The organism is Pantoea sp. JGM49, from assembly GCF_018257655.1.
Classification (GTDB): domain Bacteria; phylum Pseudomonadota; class Gammaproteobacteria; order Enterobacterales; family Enterobacteriaceae; genus Pantoea; species Pantoea communis.
Window position 1 is genome coordinate 404,374 of the sequence record NZ_JAERJM010000004.1, and the last position, 15,231, is coordinate 419,604.

Annotated in this window: 23 protein-coding genes and 1 pseudogene; 14 read left to right on the forward strand and 10 right to left on the reverse strand. The window is 47.5% G+C overall.

Annotated features, from left to right (window positions below; all coding sequences use genetic code 11):
* Positions 1–41: 41 nt before the first annotated feature.
* Positions 42–243 (reverse strand): annotated as a pseudogene (locus JK231_RS10025) (tyrosine-type recombinase/integrase); the annotation flags it as partial.
* A 136-nt stretch (positions 244–379) separates the two neighbouring features.
* On the opposite strand from JK231_RS10025, the gene JK231_RS10030 reads away from it, so the two are divergent.
* The 4 genes from JK231_RS10030 (at position 380) to JK231_RS10045 (ending at position 3,347) form a co-directional block, all read left to right on the forward strand.
* Positions 380–790, forward strand: coding sequence for a cupin domain-containing protein (locus JK231_RS10030; RefSeq protein WP_160833587.1), 411 nt, complete (start codon positions 380–382; stop codon positions 788–790).
* Between the two features lie 623 nt (positions 791–1,413).
* Positions 1,414–1,953, forward strand: a complete 540-nt coding sequence (locus JK231_RS10035) for a VOC family protein (protein ID WP_211728463.1) — start codon at positions 1,414–1,416, stop codon at positions 1,951–1,953.
* A 582-nt stretch (positions 1,954–2,535) separates the two neighbouring features.
* Positions 2,536–2,844 carry a hypothetical protein gene (locus JK231_RS10040; protein WP_097117030.1) on the forward strand — a complete coding sequence of 103 codons (309 nt, stop codon included), beginning with the start codon at positions 2,536–2,538 and terminating at the stop codon, positions 2,842–2,844.
* Positions 2,845–3,134: 290 nt separating this feature from the next.
* Positions 3,135–3,347 carry a biofilm development regulator YmgB/AriR family protein gene (locus JK231_RS10045; RefSeq protein WP_160833584.1) on the forward strand — a complete coding sequence of 71 codons (213 nt, stop codon included), beginning with the start codon at positions 3,135–3,137 and terminating at the stop codon, positions 3,345–3,347.
* A 609-nt stretch (positions 3,348–3,956) separates the two neighbouring features.
* Here JK231_RS10045 and JK231_RS10050 read toward each other — a convergent pair.
* Both JK231_RS10050 and JK231_RS10055 read right to left on the reverse strand, forming a co-directional pair.
* Entirely contained in the window at positions 3,957–4,106 is a 150-nt protein-coding gene (locus JK231_RS10050) for a hypothetical protein (protein ID WP_211728464.1), read from the reverse strand.
* Positions 4,107–4,306: 200 nt separating this feature from the next.
* Entirely contained in the window at positions 4,307–4,567 is a 261-nt protein-coding gene (locus tag JK231_RS10055; protein WP_097117033.1) for a hypothetical protein, read from the reverse strand.
* Positions 4,568–5,138: 571 nt separating this feature from the next.
* Here JK231_RS10055 and JK231_RS10060 point away from each other — a divergent pair.
* Entirely contained in the window at positions 5,139–6,299 is a 1,161-nt protein-coding gene (locus JK231_RS10060) for a diguanylate phosphodiesterase (RefSeq protein WP_160867414.1), read from the forward strand.
* A gap of 40 nt (positions 6,300–6,339) precedes the next feature.
* On the opposite strand, the gene JK231_RS10065 is transcribed toward JK231_RS10060, so the two are convergent.
* Complete coding sequence (locus tag JK231_RS10065; RefSeq protein WP_211728465.1) at positions 6,340–6,594, reverse strand: hypothetical protein; 255 nt, start codon at positions 6,592–6,594, stop codon at positions 6,340–6,342.
* Between the two features lie 285 nt (positions 6,595–6,879).
* Between JK231_RS10065 and JK231_RS10070 the strand changes: the two genes are divergently transcribed.
* The 3 genes from JK231_RS10070 (at position 6,880) to JK231_RS10080 (ending at position 7,880) form a co-directional block, all read left to right on the forward strand.
* Positions 6,880–7,185 carry a hypothetical protein gene (locus tag JK231_RS10070; RefSeq protein ID WP_097117036.1) on the forward strand — a complete coding sequence of 102 codons (306 nt, stop codon included), beginning with the start codon at positions 6,880–6,882 and terminating at the stop codon, positions 7,183–7,185.
* Between the two features lie 157 nt (positions 7,186–7,342).
* Positions 7,343–7,603, forward strand: a complete 261-nt coding sequence (locus JK231_RS10075) for a hypothetical protein (protein WP_160867411.1) — start codon at positions 7,343–7,345, stop codon at positions 7,601–7,603.
* Between the two features lie 79 nt (positions 7,604–7,682).
* Positions 7,683–7,880 carry a hypothetical protein gene (locus tag JK231_RS10080; protein WP_160833581.1) on the forward strand — a complete coding sequence of 66 codons (198 nt, stop codon included), beginning with the start codon at positions 7,683–7,685 and terminating at the stop codon, positions 7,878–7,880.
* Positions 7,881–8,096: 216 nt separating this feature from the next.
* Here the strand turns inward: JK231_RS10080 and JK231_RS10085 are convergent, their stop codons facing one another.
* The 5 genes from JK231_RS10085 to JK231_RS10105 form a co-directional block, all read right to left on the reverse strand.
* Positions 8,097–8,363 (reverse strand): biofilm development regulator YmgB/AriR family protein, encoded by a 267-nt coding sequence (locus JK231_RS10085; protein ID WP_211728466.1) that lies wholly within the window; start codon positions 8,361–8,363, stop codon positions 8,097–8,099.
* Between the two features lie 146 nt (positions 8,364–8,509).
* A complete protein-coding gene (locus JK231_RS10090) occupies positions 8,510–8,782 on the reverse strand; it encodes a hypothetical protein (RefSeq protein ID WP_097117040.1) in 273 nt (90 codons plus the stop codon).
* A gap of 104 nt (positions 8,783–8,886) precedes the next feature.
* The gene (gene ycgZ, locus JK231_RS10095; protein ID WP_039328007.1) at positions 8,887–9,129 is read right to left on the reverse strand and encodes a regulatory protein YcgZ; all 243 of its coding nucleotides are present in this window, start codon (positions 9,127–9,129) and stop codon (positions 8,887–8,889) included.
* A gap of 269 nt (positions 9,130–9,398) precedes the next feature.
* Positions 9,399–9,653 carry a hypothetical protein gene (locus tag JK231_RS10100; RefSeq protein ID WP_211728467.1) on the reverse strand — a complete coding sequence of 85 codons (255 nt, stop codon included), beginning with the start codon at positions 9,651–9,653 and terminating at the stop codon, positions 9,399–9,401.
* A 464-nt stretch (positions 9,654–10,117) separates the two neighbouring features.
* A complete protein-coding gene (locus JK231_RS10105) occupies positions 10,118–10,300 on the reverse strand; it encodes a general stress protein (protein ID WP_097117042.1) in 183 nt (60 codons plus the stop codon).
* A 1,066-nt stretch (positions 10,301–11,366) separates the two neighbouring features.
* On the opposite strand from JK231_RS10105, the gene JK231_RS10110 reads away from it, so the two are divergent.
* Positions 11,367–11,606 carry a hypothetical protein gene (locus JK231_RS10110; RefSeq protein WP_160867407.1) on the forward strand — a complete coding sequence of 80 codons (240 nt, stop codon included), beginning with the start codon at positions 11,367–11,369 and terminating at the stop codon, positions 11,604–11,606.
* On the opposite strand, the gene JK231_RS10115 is transcribed toward JK231_RS10110, so the two are convergent.
* Positions 11,596–11,910: a hypothetical protein gene (locus JK231_RS10115; RefSeq protein ID WP_160867406.1), complete on the reverse strand. Its 315-nt coding sequence runs from the start codon at positions 11,908–11,910 to the stop codon at positions 11,596–11,598. The genes JK231_RS10110 and JK231_RS10115 overlap by 11 nt on opposite strands.
* A 335-nt stretch (positions 11,911–12,245) precedes the next feature.
* Between JK231_RS10115 and JK231_RS10120 the strand changes: the two genes are divergently transcribed.
* From JK231_RS10120 to JK231_RS10140, 5 genes are all read left to right on the forward strand, one after another.
* Positions 12,246–12,452 (forward strand): hypothetical protein, encoded by a 207-nt coding sequence (locus tag JK231_RS10120; protein ID WP_097117045.1) that lies wholly within the window; start codon positions 12,246–12,248, stop codon positions 12,450–12,452.
* Positions 12,453–13,090: 638 nt separating this feature from the next.
* The gene (locus JK231_RS10125; protein ID WP_141398996.1) at positions 13,091–13,429 is read left to right on the forward strand and encodes a hypothetical protein; all 339 of its coding nucleotides are present in this window, start codon (positions 13,091–13,093) and stop codon (positions 13,427–13,429) included.
* Between the two features lie 492 nt (positions 13,430–13,921).
* Positions 13,922–14,155: a YgdI/YgdR family lipoprotein gene (locus JK231_RS10130; RefSeq protein WP_097117047.1), complete on the forward strand. Its 234-nt coding sequence runs from the start codon at positions 13,922–13,924 to the stop codon at positions 14,153–14,155.
* A 13-nt stretch (positions 14,156–14,168) separates the two neighbouring features.
* Positions 14,169–14,396 (forward strand): YgdI/YgdR family lipoprotein, encoded by a 228-nt coding sequence (locus JK231_RS10135; protein WP_160833575.1) that lies wholly within the window; start codon positions 14,169–14,171, stop codon positions 14,394–14,396.
* Between the two features lie 494 nt (positions 14,397–14,890).
* Complete coding sequence (locus JK231_RS10140) at positions 14,891–15,175, forward strand: hypothetical protein (protein ID WP_211728468.1); 285 nt, start codon at positions 14,891–14,893, stop codon at positions 15,173–15,175.
* Positions 15,176–15,231 lie beyond the last annotated feature (56 nt).

Sequence of the window (15,231 nt, forward strand, 5' to 3'; positions counted from 1 at the left end):
TGTCTCAGAAACCAAAAGGGGCATACAGGGGGCAACTGTTATCAGATAGCCAGTTTGCTGTTGAGCATGTCAACCTGCTCGCCATTCATCTCTTCAATCCATGTCGCGTAGATTTCATATACCATCTGCGCGTTTTCATGCCCCATCTGATTCGCTATGAATGACGGGTTGGCGCCAGCCGACAAAAAGCCAGCAGGCAAAAGTATGTCGCGTATGGTACGGATTACGGCGACGAATTCCAGCTCCAATCTGATTATTAATTTGAATTTTCAACGTCCGGCTCTGAAGCTGTTTTGGCGTTGAGCTTAAAAAGCAATCTTTCTGCTTCTGCTAAACTTTTATCTGAAAGCATGAAAATACACAATTAGAAGGATAGACAATGGCAAACGCAGAGCTGACCCCAAATAAAGGTTCGGATAAGATCGAACATAAACTTATTCTTCAGAGTGGGACAGCATGGAATAAGCAGCCTTATGAAGCGTATTCCAAAGGCAAGCCACTCATTTCGGTAATGCGCATGTCTTTACCTCCTGATAGCGAGCTGCCCTGGCACACACATGCCATGCCTAACACGGCATACGTCCTGTCGGGACAGTTGACAATTGAAGACATGAATACAGGCGCCACATATCGCGTTAATGCGGGTGAGGCGATCAATGAAACGGTAAATAGCGCACACCGCGGGTATACGTCTGAACAGGGGGCTGAACTGGTAATTTTTTACGCAGGAGTTGAAGGTCAGGAGCTTTCAGAACCTCTTCCTGGAGAGAAACCTGAATACCAGGCCTGATTTAAAAGACCACAGTACTCAGAATTTTGCCGTCCATTTTGGTGAGGGTTGTGTTGCACCGACCCGTCGAACTCATTTCATATTCGAATTTGCCGGGCATCACACCTGAAAACAATAGTGCGGCTAATTAGCTAAGCACGCGTCGGTACAGGCGTACCCTGGTGGAAAATCAGAGACCACTGGCCCTCTTTCGAAAGTAGCCATTAAGAGGAACGTAATGCAGGTCGGCTCCCGTCAGCATCAGACGTACGGTAAAGAAGTATCGCGCAACTTTCATTTATTTCGGTTAACCGGAAATTGCTGCTTATGATTGGACTTGCAGTTTTCTCGCTCAATAGCGACATGATCGTGTCTGAGCGATCGACCATCATGCCTGAACGTGTAATCTCCCGGAATTCAGGATGAAGAAGATGCTCGAGCCAATCCCGGTCGTTGCGTTTGTCACCGTGAAGGCTGCATTCAAGCAACATGAGCTTTTCAAGGAGCATTCTAATTAACCCTTAATGATCTGACAGGACGTTTTTTTTGCATTGAAAGGGTGTCAATGAGTTATCGCGCCGCTCATTGGGCAGAAAAGTACTACTCTTTGTAGAAGTTATCATAATTCTAACTGGAGGATATGTATGGAAAATATACCGACGCGCGCGCCAACCAGGGGCATAAACCATCTAGGGCTTACCGTTCCCGACCTGCAACAGGCAACTGAATTTTTACAGAAGGCGCTGGACGCTAAATTTGTCTATAACGGCCTAACAGAGCATGATCAACCACGACAGGGAGCAGATACAGAGAAACAATTAGGCTTAAGCTCCGGGACAATGATTATCAAGCAGCGCTTGCTACGGATTGGTAATGGTCCAAATCTCGAGCTTTTTGAGATAAAAAGTGAAGAACAGGAGCAACCTGTAAGGCTGCAGGATATTGGCTGGAATCACATCTCTCTTTATGTGGACGATATAAATTATGCGGTGGAAAGGGTCAGGGCAGCGGGAGGAAGGTTTCTTTCAGAAATACATGGTAACTCCCGTCATGAAGATACCGAAAATAATGCTAGCGTATACTTTCAGGCTCCGTGGGGCAGCCTGATTGAACTTCAATCAATACCGAATGGTTACTATTATCCCGATGATAGCGAAGCAGAGACATGGATACCTGCGCCGTAGTCATCATCTCAGGTAAGGGTGCTTAGCTAAACCTGCGCCCATTCACGCAGCACGTGTCTTAAAACTGGCAAACACTTAACCATAGCTGACTTACGCACTGTGTTAGCTATGTAGCTAGCCCCTCTTACTTTCATCATCAGATGTCTCTTCTGAGTTATGCTCAGATCAGCAGTTTACTGACTCACATTGCTATTACATCTCGTTATTAACTTGCTTTTACTTATGCTAGTTAATACTTTATTAGATTAGTCACCTAAACATTAATGATGCCAGACATTTAATTAAGTCGTTTACATAAGCGTTGAGAAATTTCGATCCCTTAACGTCATAAGTGAGAGTTAAACAATAGAAAACTCTAAGGCACCTCTTATCTACCATTATTATAAATAAATGATGATATTGTTACATGCCGCAAGGTAATTCAAATATTTCTATTGTTTAGAGAGGTTGAGAAAAGTTCCAACATTGAGTTGCATATTTGAATAGGCATAACCTATCGGGTAAATAATATGGCCGGGGAGGTTAATGCTATAATACTATCGTAGTAAACAATGTTCTCTAATTCATAAGCGAGGTACAAACGTGTTGTACAGCGAAGACATGACCGGTCACGCAATTATTGGTGAAGCAGCAGTCAATCTAGCCGTGCGTGAACAGGATATAACCGTCGATGCGCTTATCTCTGAATTGGCCGCGATGCTTAAGGCAGACAGTAGTCACTCAAGAGAGCTGTCAATCAGGGAAGCCATCAAGTGGTTGCGAGGACACCGTAGTATTAGCGCTAAATCTACTGGTGAAGATAGGTGGCTTTTACCAGATGCAGGCCATTCAGGCACTGCATCACAGGAAAGTACCTTACGCTTGATGGCAGATGACGATGACTTAAGATAACCACATACTGTGGCGGCAGGTAAGGTAATGCCTGTCGCTTTCGTATGTGTCAGTGCCAGGGTTTTAATTACCCAAATAGCTGCTTTTTCTGAATCTGCGCTTGCTCGCTCCGCAATACATTTACTGTCATATACTTCACTAAAGCGGCAGTATTTATGACTGCAGGACTATAATCTTCAACCTTTAATCCAGCCAATGCGCAATTTAAACCAACGCGAATCGCGCGAGCATTCAGGGATCATCACAGCATGAGAGAAACCAATACGGTTGCACACATACAGGCATGCCTTATGGTTAAAGGTGACCGTTATGCATTACAGAAAGAAACGCTGGACGACATTATCCACAACCTTATTTATATAGGGGCACCGGTGAATAACAAAACCATTATGCGGCATATCATGAATCAGCTCATGGTTGAAAATAACGCCGAAAGGCAGGAAATCCTGCGCGTTTTGCTCCAGTTGATCGTGGGATATACGCCGGACGATCCCGGTGTCTGAAAGCGGCTGGCGCCGCATAATTTCAGTTGAGTTTTTTTGCCAGTAACCTGATAGCCCGCTCACAGGAGTCGCGCATTATTTTGTCCGGGGCGGACTCCTTCAGGCGCCAGAGGGCAGCGATGAGTTCATGCACATGTACGGTCCCGCTGGGACGCAGCAATTGCTTCAGCGCGACAGCCACAGCCTGGTGCATAAGGTCCTCTATTTCATTTCCGTTTTTCAGATGCGCTCCGCTTATTGGGGATATATACAGTGTATCGCGATAAGCGGTGCTGATAAACATGCGCGGAAAAAAACAGTCTGATAGCAGTTCAATCAGTAAAGGGATTTCCGGTCAGGTGGAATATCGTGGTTGCCGCCAGGTGCTTCGTCTTCATGACCTGGCAGCGGTATAGCTACATTATGAATAAAATGTTCTGACATAGTTCTTCCCGTCACCTTTAAATAGATGACATTAAGTTTAGCTGCGTTACTTTACTGAGTGTGAATCATTATCCGTAATGTGACTTAGGATTAAAAAAGTTCATCGCGCATGAAGTGTGAGCGTAGAGTCCCGCGTATCGGACATGCTGTCATCGATGCACAGACGACAGATGGAGGCCCAAACATTCATACGTTGCGATGCAATCTGATAGGCGTGCCTATAGGTGAGGGCAGACCCCAGAAATTGACGCTCAGGATGATCTTCCAGGCATACGCATCCTCTGGCGTGTAACTGGTAATGCTGTCCTGCATTGAGAAGGTAATAAAACTGGACATACGTGTTTCCTTCTGGTTAAAAGAGATACTGTATGCTGGGATGTCAGGTAGTGAAATTCATTTTTTATAAGCGATTTAAGCCGGTACTACTGAAGGGTGTCGTCCCTGACAGGTTCTCCGGCCGGTGCACGCCTGGGCGAGACCGGTGAGGTCATCTTCATCGTCGTCTTCCGGCCAGAGCCGGACTACGTCCTTTGGCGTCAGTTCTTCTCGTCGTTCAGGTCTGCAAAAGTCTGCAGGTACGGCAGATACCGGACAGCCTGTTCAGGCTCATTGAAGCTTTTCAACCAGCTTCTGGCTTCCGAAATTTCCGTGAGCCTGTTATCGCTGCCGCCGGCTTTTGCCATGCGTCCAAGCTCAGAAATAAGCGAATGCACGCTTATCTCTTTTTCACCCAGCGCAAGACTTAATGCCGCTTCGCCAATAATGACGTGCCCTTTCCCGTCGTGATGATTAGACAAATTAGCTACCTCCGTTTCACGTTGATGACAGCCTCACGTCACACTGTAGTCGCAGATGGTGAAAGTGCCCGTAGGTTATTCTGAAAAAAGCTGAATTCGTAATAATTTGTATCAATTGCTGAGTTTATTGGGCCCTTTATGCAAAAAAATCCACTTAAGTAATCCACGAAGAATTAACCGTGGCCGGATAAATTTATTTTCTGACAATTAAATCAGGCTGTTCAATCCGTCAGATTTTGCATGCGTTAATGTGGACGTGTGCTGCCGGTAACCTTGAGCCTTTCGCGGCGCGCAGGTTGAGTACTGTTGATAAGGATTTTGGGTAAACGCATGCAGGAGGCGCTCAAATCGAAAGATATTACTTTGCGTACAAATGCTTCGCTACTATGCGTACTGGCTTTGTGAAGCGCGGCACCCGCATGAATTAATACCTGTGTTGAGGACAAAAAGGCTTAATGATGTCTACGTCGTTTAAGTCGCGGTGCGGTGAGAGTGACTACCGGTCCGGTTTGAGAATGGTCAGCCAACTGCTATGGTGCCCGTGACAATCTGCGGTAATAAGGAGCCAGAAATGCTTACAACAATTATTTACCGAAGCCATCTTGCCGATGAGGTACCCATAAGCATCCTGCCGGGTATGGTGGAGAAAGCCAGCCTGCTCAACGCCCGGCATCAGGTTACGGGGATCTTGCTCTTTAACGGCACGCACTTCTTCCAGATTCTTGAGGGCCCGGAGGAGGGCGTACTGGACATTTATGGTCGTATCTGCGCCGACCGGCGTCACCACAATGTGGTTGAGCTGATGCGCGACTACTCACCGTCGCGCCGCTTCGGCAACCATGGAATGGAGCTGTTTGACCTGCGCCGCCATGACAGTGGCAGTGTGCTGCAGGCGGTGCTTGACCGCGGCACGTCTAAATATCGTCTGACATACGACGATCGGGGCCTGCAGTTCTTACGCACCTTCGTGGAAGCCCGTGAGAAAGAAAACTACTTCGAGGTTTTGCCCGCTGACTACTGGGACTTTGTACCGGATGAGAACGGTCCCCCGTTCCCTGCGGTGGGCGTCACCTTCCGCCCGGTGGTTGATCCTCTGGGTCGTAAGGTCACAGCCATCGAGGCCATACCCGATGAAGCCCCGGATGGACTGACCGGCGAGGCGCTGTATGCGTATAACCTAAGCGTCGTCACAGAGGCGCTGAACAAGGCAGGCAGATCGTGTCCCGACGACATCATGTTATACGTCAGCATATTGCCCATGACGCTGGTTAATCTTGCGGATGCCGTTAGCCGGCTCATTAACGCAATTGACCGTGCTGAGCTGGTGCCGCAGCAAATAATACTCGGCGTCAGTGAAACAGAGGTTATCTCTCAGCTGGAATCATTCACTCAGGCGGTACGCCAACTGAAGCAAGCCGGTATCAGTATCTCTATCGACAACTTTGGTGACGGTTCGGCAGGACTGTCTCTGCTGGCGCACGTCCAGCCGGACCGCGTGCGCATCGGCGCAGCGATCGTGCGCAATATTCACCGCAGCGGTCCCCGTCAGGCGGTGGTACACGCGGTGCTTCGCTGTTGTTCAGCGCTGGAGATAAACGTCATTGCAGCGGGTATCGAACAGCCTGAGGAATGGATGTGGCTGGAGGCGGCTGGTGTCACTGATTTCCAGGGTGCCCTGTTCACTGCAAAAGGCGCGGCCGTTGCCTGGCCGGAGACCCGAGAGGCTGTTTGAGATACAGGAAAGAAAAGGGCCCAAAGCGGGCCCAACAGGATTAGGAGGTTGCGGTAAGGTTGGTTGCTGGCTGCTCGGCCATGACAGCCGTTATTTGTGCCCTCTCAAACCGCAAAGTTCTGCCACGATTCGCTTTTTCAAGCCAGCTAATGAAATGCGTCATCATTGCGGAAGCGTGTTGTGTGTCGGGCGTGCGATAAATAAGCAGCCGGCTTTTGGTCTGGTTTGTGCAGTCGATGGCATAAATCTCAATACCGGTATCACGTTGCTCGCTTTCAATTGCTGTGAAATGCATGCGAGGCCACCGGTTTAACCTCAGCATAAACTCACTTAGAATCATCTTTTTCGCCTTTATTATTTTAGAGTTGGAAGACTTTTTTCACTGGTCTGCCCAGCGTAGAACTGGTTGCGGACTCTGCAAGCTAACGGCACATTATTATTCGTAAAAATTTCGTAAAGGCAGTGGGTTAAAAGACTTATCAACACCGCAGACGTCTATAGCATGAACCTGAGGTGCGTATCCGGCAATCCGCTGGCGGGCTATCAGTGCAAAAGGGAATAACTGAGAGGGGAGTCAGTAATGCTCAGTGAAGATCGTTTGAATCAAATCGCAGAAAATCAGGGCAGCTATGAAGCGGAAGCTGTGGCCATGGCGCTGGAGATCCTGCAACTGCGGCGTATGCTAGGTGCCCCCTGGGCCGTGGTGCAACCGCTGGGCGAGCTTTACGTTGAGGACGGGAACGCGGCTATGATCTGGCCGGCAAGCCTGGCGGAGCGGGGCGACGTCTGCCTGTATCGCCTTGAAAAGCCTTCACAGGTGGCGGCAGCCTCATCGCCCGTAGCAAAGCAGCGCGGCCGCAGAAAGAAATTATCGGCGCTGGAGTAAGGTACCTTCAGCACAGCTTAGCTCTGCTGGACTCCCCTGACGTGACGCGTGTTAACACTGCCGCGTAAATGTTTTCTATAGGTATCCTTCCCGTTCATGTTCGGGCCAGCTGCACTGTGCTAAGCTCTGCGCCCAAAACCTGCTGCCGGATAACCCCATGAAAAATGATTTTGAAGATAAAATGGCCGACATTATGCTTGGCGAAGCCGTCACGGCGCTGCTGGATGAGGACGTGGCCATTAGCTGGGCGGCCCTGACGGATCGCTTACGATCGGCCATTGAAATTGAAACGGACGAAGATCGGATTCGCGCAGGTCTGCGCGCTATTGAAGAAGTACGGCGGGAAATGCATATTCGTAATGGTGAAAAGACAGGGGGGAAAAGGGTTGCCGGATTGACAGAGCAGAAGCTTCACTGACTCCATGGGGGGCTGCGGTATCTGATACTGCCCCTTTCTGTTATACTGTACACTCATCCACCTTACGGACGGAGGTCATATGAATGATGACACCACCGCCGAAGATATCTACGCCGTTATCGGAACGGTAGTGGCTCGCCTTCTTAAGCCGGACCAGCACCTCACTCTCCACGAGATTACCAGCGCCCTGCACAGCATGAGTGAAGTGGTCGGCACTGCCGGAATGCGCCTAAGCTGCGAACGCGCCATCAGGCTTCTGGCAGAGCAAATGCACTGACTTTCAGATTCCTCCTGTTCTGACATACATCCTGGCTCACTGACGGTGATGTGCCACACTATGAAGTGTTAAACTTTTAAGCCGGGAGAAGCCAGTGAAAGTCTGGATTGTTGTAAGTCTTGCCGCCGCTATCAGCTGCTCCGTGTGGGCTTCGCAGGGGGGATTTGACTCCCCGGCTGCGATGGCCGCCGCGCACGTCACGCAGCAGAATTAATTTCAAAAACCTTCATCGTCAGGCGTTTTGCCCACCACGATTTCCAGCGCGCTGCGCAGTATGTCAAGCTCACCCACATCTGTCGTGCTCTCCAGCTCGGCGATCAGATAAAGTATAATCGCTTTGCTGGTCACCTTTTTACCATGTATGACAATGTCGCGGATAACTGCGTCCAGCACGGCAGTTTCTGCGGCCAGCCCGTCGCCGCCGCTACGGAAGTGCTGAATGATGCTTGCTTCTGTAGAGGTGTGATGTTCATTAAACTGCATAGTGTTATCCGTCAGGCCCTGCGGGCTAAAGTGACCAGGCTTATAGACTGAAATAAATAACGGCCACCCCTTAGGTAGCCGCATCCTGCGGGCGTCCTGCCACTCTCCGAAAATACGGAGATTCGTCCTGGGTTAATCGGCTACTATTATTTCTTTGTACTACTACCCGATCCATTAAGGGCACCCAATGCCAGCACTGCTGCATCACGGCCTTCCCTGGACTGTATAAATTCCGTCTGCACCTCGCCCAGCGCCAAGGCTATAGCTTCTCGCCTGTCCGGAGTCGTCTCACTGCTATCCATAGCCCGGAGCTGTCGAGCCACGCTGTCTGCGCTAATTCCGTCTTCGATGCTCAGCAGCGTCACCACGGCCTCACCCAGGACGACATCGGCAAGGCGTATTAAATCTTTATTTTTCATACCCGCATCTTCAGGTTAATGCCCTCCAGGCAGGGTAGCAGGACAACTATTCCGGGCGGTCCTGAATGCACGCTGCGGGCATCACCTGCTTACAGCGAAAAAACTCAGCGTTCAAACAGCATGCCGATTAGTGTTTGATAATGACGCTCTTCTTCCTGATTCGCCGCCACTTCAAGGCGGCGCAGCAGTTTGGTGCAGATGGCCTTGCGGTTAAGGTTCTTGCCTGCGCGCAGAATTTCAACGACAATCTGCCCCAGCGTTTCCTGCTGGGTCGGCGCCGATGCCTTGCTGAAGTAATGCGCAATGTCGCTGGCGGAGTCCGGGAATTTCGTAACGTTCTGACGCATGGTGAACCTCTCAATGGTTGAAATGTAGTCGGCTCTGTCTGACAGTAAAGTTATACAACTAAATCAAACTTGTACAGTAATTGTGTTGTTGTACAACTTTTATTTTTGTGCAAAAAATGCTTCCAATTATTATTCAGTAAGTTAGATAAGTATCTGTGCGCAAATAATGAGTGAATGATTCAATGGAAAGGTTGTACAACAGGAAGGATGTTCAGATGAGATGTCATTAAAGATGCCTGCCCGGTATGTCGCGGACAGGCGGAAACTATTTAGTGCGGTGAGGTGCGGCCCGCTCCGGTGACCCATCTCAGCTCGTCCCGGTTGCCCGGTAATGATTTAAACCCGCGAAGCCAGCGCTTCGCCCCTATTATCTGCACGCAGCGCAAAGGATCTTCTTCAGCTGCGGCCATATCAGCCAGTTCCCGGATAAGTGAATTAACGGTGATATCCGTATTATTCATCGCCAGGTGAACCGCAGCCTCGCCAATAATCAGCTGGTTTCCGTTATGAAAGTCTTCAAACATGTTCAGCTCACTCTCAGTCTTATAGCGGTATTTCAGTGTAGTGGTTTAATGCAATGAAGTCCTCTTCCGTATCATTATTTTCAGCGCATTGTCCGGCCAGCCTGAAATAAAAGCTTCCGTCAGAAGATAAAAACATCATGAATTCAGATGCCTGACAGGCTATCAGGGTTAACCGTCGGAAAATACTGAATAAAATTTAAGTGTTACCTGAAATCGATTTCATCTAAAGGAATCGGGGTAATATGAGATTTAATTTCATCCGAGGATTGAAAGTGTTACGGCTAACCATCTGTCAGGCTGTAAGGTTAACCCTTTAAAAGTTCGAGACGGGCGAGAAAAAAATTACTGAGAAAAACGCGGAGATTATTCTGCATCAGAATCAAAAAGTATTTAGGAAATAAAGGTTCCCTAAATAAGCGCGCCGGGATGTAATATTAGCCTCGTTGCGCGTATGTTCAGCTCAATTAAATTTTAGATTTGGAACCCCGGCGGTTGATAAGTCCGCCCTTACGGCCGGCCTCGCGTGCGCGGTCGGGACAGTTTTTAAAGTTGCCGCCGCTGGCGGCGCCGCCTTTACTGCCTGCTTCGGAGGCACGTGCGGGATCGGCCGCAAAGTTTCCAGCACCACCGCGTCTTGTTGTTGTCATGATGTCTTCCTCAGTTAAAAGATGTCCTGCATTTCAGGCAGTTAAATTGTGGCACGTCGGCACAGGACTGCCTGAGTTCGGCACGCTTTTTTTCAGGAATACGACGGCGGACACGAGTTGCAGGACGGCTGTATCTGAAATGAGCGCCTGACAGCGCGTGCGGCTTGCCATTTCATGGTAATGCGCCAGGCTTTGTGCGCGGAACGGTGCGTAACAACCCTCCGATGGAGAGCTGTTTTGCGGCCGTGCCGTTCCGCAACTGTGTCAGTTCCGCGCAGCGTTAGGGGCTGTGTGCTAACAACACCCCGTCTCCACAGATGACTTTCAGGCTGGACGCCCCAGCAGAAAGGCGGGCCAGCGGTCTCAAAATGCCAGCCAGCTGCGTACCGGGTACAGGCAGCCCGATTCACCTGTGCCGTCCCACACGTACACGTGGTGCTCCGGGTCGCGCAGGGCCCAGGCTACCATTCTCATCCACATCACTTCTGCCGCGTTGGTCTGCGCGCTGTCGGTAATGATGATCGACCAGCGAGGCAGCAAATTGCAGAAAACTCGTCGTGCCAGGCCATGCAGCGTATACTAATGTAGCGGCTGGCTTTTGCGCCATATCTTAACCTGTATGCTGGCTTGCTAGGGCGAGGTGTAGTCTTCATTGTCATCCAGTCACCGCATAGACGGTTTCCGGCTAGGGCTCCTGTGCGTACAGCCTGAACTGCCGTTCAGCTGCGTACTGCCATAGGGAATAGCCGTACAAAATTAATAGGGCAGCGTAAAGGCTTTGCATCGCCGGCAAGAAATACCCGGGTATCGGCCCGGTTAGTGTCTTCCGGATTCAGTACCTGACTGAAGATGTTATCGTGCAGGGTAATGGGCATGCTGTCGTCCGCCGCTATTATTTTTATCTTTGAGCTTCCCTGATAACCGGAGCGTAAATTTAACTTTATGAATTTAATGAAGTAATGCCAAGTTTTGTTTAAAGAATTTAGCACTGCTGGATTACTGCTGTACACGCGCCATTACATCGGTTATTTTGCGCCCGAACTTATTCACTCCACACGGGTATTTCATGCGACAGGACGGACTACCACCTGTTAAAGATGCCGGGCTCACCGGTTACTTCAGCCAGGTTACCCATCCCTGCCAGATTGCGCTGCTGGGCCGCATTACCGTTGAGATCCTGCGACAGGAGCGCCGGCTGACGCGGACTGCTGTGTGCCTGAAAATGATAGCGCGGCTTGACGCGACCAGCGATGAAACCGAGGCGGCACATCTGATGGTTCTGCTCAGGATGCTTTTTAATCGCTGAGTCTGGGGAGGACTGCCGACAGGGTGCCGGTTAAAGTATGCTCGCCGAAAAAGGAGAGCGGCAACCGGAATGCCGTGCAGTCCCGGCGTATAACAACGGTTCTAAGGTGCCGGTTACAAATAAACCAGACCTCATCGCGATCGTTGGAAAGAATGAAATAGGCGTCCGACGTTTCCGACGGATTAAAACACCCTAGCGCCCGATAGGCGGTAGTTAGGCTGAACCCGCTCAGCATCGGCAGCGGCCGCGGGCCGCCCGGCAACTCTTCCACCCTTAGATACAGACCCTCTTCCATCCAGAGCATGGCCACCCCCGTAGCGCTTTTTCATTCTTCAATATAGGTAAGTTCCCCGGTGTCTCCCGGTGACCCCAAAAAGCCGCAGTCAGAATCGCTTCAGCCTGCCAAATGCCTTTAACATATCGCCTATATAAAGCGGGTTTTCCGAATTGTGATCATAGCACCTACGGCGACTTTGTTTTTTTAAGCACACGAGATTCACTCTGTACGATTTAGGCGGCCATCATCGGCCGAAACCACAAAAAGCAGATACCGATTTTCCGTTTATCTTAAAATTGAATTTGTCTTTGCGGTAAGGGGAAAGGCAGTCCATATTTTAAGCCAGCTAAAATGGAGAATGTATGAACTGGATTGATTATGAAGTTGAAAAGCCCGCAGACGGCCAGGTAGTTGCAATATGTACGGATGAAGGGGTAGGAAGCGGAAAATATGAGGCATCATTTGAAAATTTCACCCAAATTCTTATGCCGGGGGACGCTACATTCAGGCAATATCGCGTATCGCATTGGTTTCCTTTACCAGACAGCCATGGAGTGGGGAAGCAATAGCCACTTCTTAAGTGCAAAAAAATCCCGGGATAATTCCCGGGAAAAAATTCTGTTTCCATTTCACCCAAAGCCGGAACTATTCCAAGCCCGATTGAGGGTAGGCCAAAATACTGTTTTATTAAAAAAAATATTTGTCCTGATTAGAATCTTTCTCTAAAAGTCCGCAAGAGCACTCTGTTCAAAGATATTTTGTGTAATCCGCATACAGCCTGCATAAGAATCATCCTAATTTGCCAGTCATAATTAATGCGGGCATTCCTATTATAAATATTGGCTGTGGAATGAAGCAGGTGTTGGGCTTAACTCTTTCAGGTAAAATTCACTATTCAGTGCTTATCAGAAGTGCATAGTCGCCGAGATTAGTGGGTTATGGCTAGCGTTGGGATGTGCACGATAGTTTTTTAAACCCCTTTCAAAAAGGATTGTATGCTTACAACGAATGAGGTTTTACACACTTATTTGAGTGGGTAGGGCAAGTATTGAGTACAAGTGAGTGATTAAAAAATCGCCATAAAGAATTATAGGGGTGGATAGAATTAAAAAAATATTCTAAACCTATAGTTAGAGGTATCGTGTCGAGTGAATACTCGGCAACGTGTTCATAATTATTACTATTCGCACCTGAGTGATTGATACACATGAACGTCATTCCAATGTCTTACAGCACCAGTACAGTTTACCGTCGTTTTGAAATGCTCGGCACCATTGAGCATGAACCGGGCCGTATGTGGATCCTGTTTGATGAGAAGCTCTATTTTTCTGCAGTCGTATGTTCTGTACCTACGATGCAGGGTAACGTCGCCCGGCACAAAATCATAGCAACCATGGATTGTACATGTGACCTGACAGGCAGACTCACACTCGAACGCTATTGGCAGTCTGAAAAACTGTCCAGAGAAGTCGACCTTTCTGAACCAATCATCAGGGCTCTTTCAGAAAAGAAAGGTCTGTGGATGAAGCCGGTGAGCGTAGCCTGAATTGAATGAGCCTCGATTTAACCAATCTGAACTAACAGCATTTAAATCCGTAGTGTTAGTTAGTATTTTACACTCTTTACTTCAGCATACTTATCCTCAGGTTCCAAACAATAAGCGAATATTCATCTGGTAGCATAATAATCAGGATATGCATATGCTCATAATCAAAAAAATAGCGAAAAGGGAGTATTACGAATTGCTCTGTGAAGGAACGCAGTTAGTCTGCTTCACAACAAATAGTTACGTCCGACTTAATAGACCTGCTTAATACTCTCTGGAACGACCAATCGCCAGCAACAAGGTAACATCATAATTTTAAGGTCTTTACTGCATCGCATGGAGATTGACTCATAAAAAAGATCAAAACCGGAATCCTCACTGGCATATCTTTTTTGCATTTCGTGGGGTATGAGTACAATTCTGAAGCAGATTGCTAGAAACCATCTATTATTGAACAGTTAGTAAAATTTTTTTCCAAATGAGGGATCAGTAATGAATAAAAAAGGCATAGGTTTCCTGCTAATTGCTTCAGCATTTGCAGTTTCAGTCGCGGGATGTTCTTCAAATCAGGCTATCAAAACCACAGACGGTCGTACAATCGTTACAGACGGTAAACCTCAAATTGACAGTGATACGGGTTTAGTATCTTACAAAGATGCACAGTCAGGAAGAACTGAACAAATCAACCGCGACAAAATCACCAATATGAGTGAATTAAATAATTGATAAGGATTAGTTCATGAAAAAAATTATTTTTTCATCATTAGCCGCGATTATCGCGCTGTCAGCGTTAACGGGCTGTACCCGGACAAGCTATGCTATCCATACTAATGATGGCAAAACTATTGTCAGCGATGGTAAGCCTACAGAGACTGATGCAGGATTGCTAGGTTACACTGATGCCAACGGTGTTAAGCAACAGATCAATAAGCAGGAAGTCAAAGAAGTATCAGAAATTCCACATTAATCAAAAAAACACCGTCACCTCTGGCGGTGTTTTTACATTCCTAGTTACAATGTAAAAATACTGCCTAGACTATTAAAAATTAAGCCTTTCCGACATTGGATTCAATTCAAAGCTGAATCAGGTATCAATGTTGCTAAAAAAACATTACAACAATGTACAGAGGAGATTTGAACGAGTAGGTTTAACTGGAATTTGTTAAATTTACCTAATAAATGTAGATTTTGAGTGAAACTATCATCAAAATATTAAGTCCAAACAAGGATTTTTTGTGGCCGATTATTAAATTTAGTCAAGCAATCATACAAGGTCTTGCTTACTCAGTGATTAAATGAGAGGTAAGTGTTGTGTGATTGGAATGGATTGAAAAAATAATCGGAATTCTGTGAGGTATGTCAATTATTTAAAATTTAGTTAAATATGACCTGATTTCATTAAGGCCACTCTGGTCATATGATCTATAGTTTATGAACTATTAGTTAATTTTTTGGAAAAAAATGAATATTCATTATCTTGATGAAGGCGGTGAAAATATTCAAAGGGTAGTATTACCCCCAACAGAGATTATGATTGGTGAACTGGTGCATGAATTGCTGCGTGAACGCCGTTGTGTCAACAGACGTGCCATGATTTCGCGACTATTGTTAAGGCTTGAAAATGTTATATGTCCAACGGAAGCAATATATTATGCCGAAATTCTTAATCTGTTTGAGCAAAAAAAGCTTGGTTTATTCTCGATAGTTCTTTGGTTGGTCTACTTTCTGGGGGCGTGTTTACAATAATCGGTACTATTTTACTGGTAATTAACTAATAAAGATGTGTATGGCTATCTCTGAAT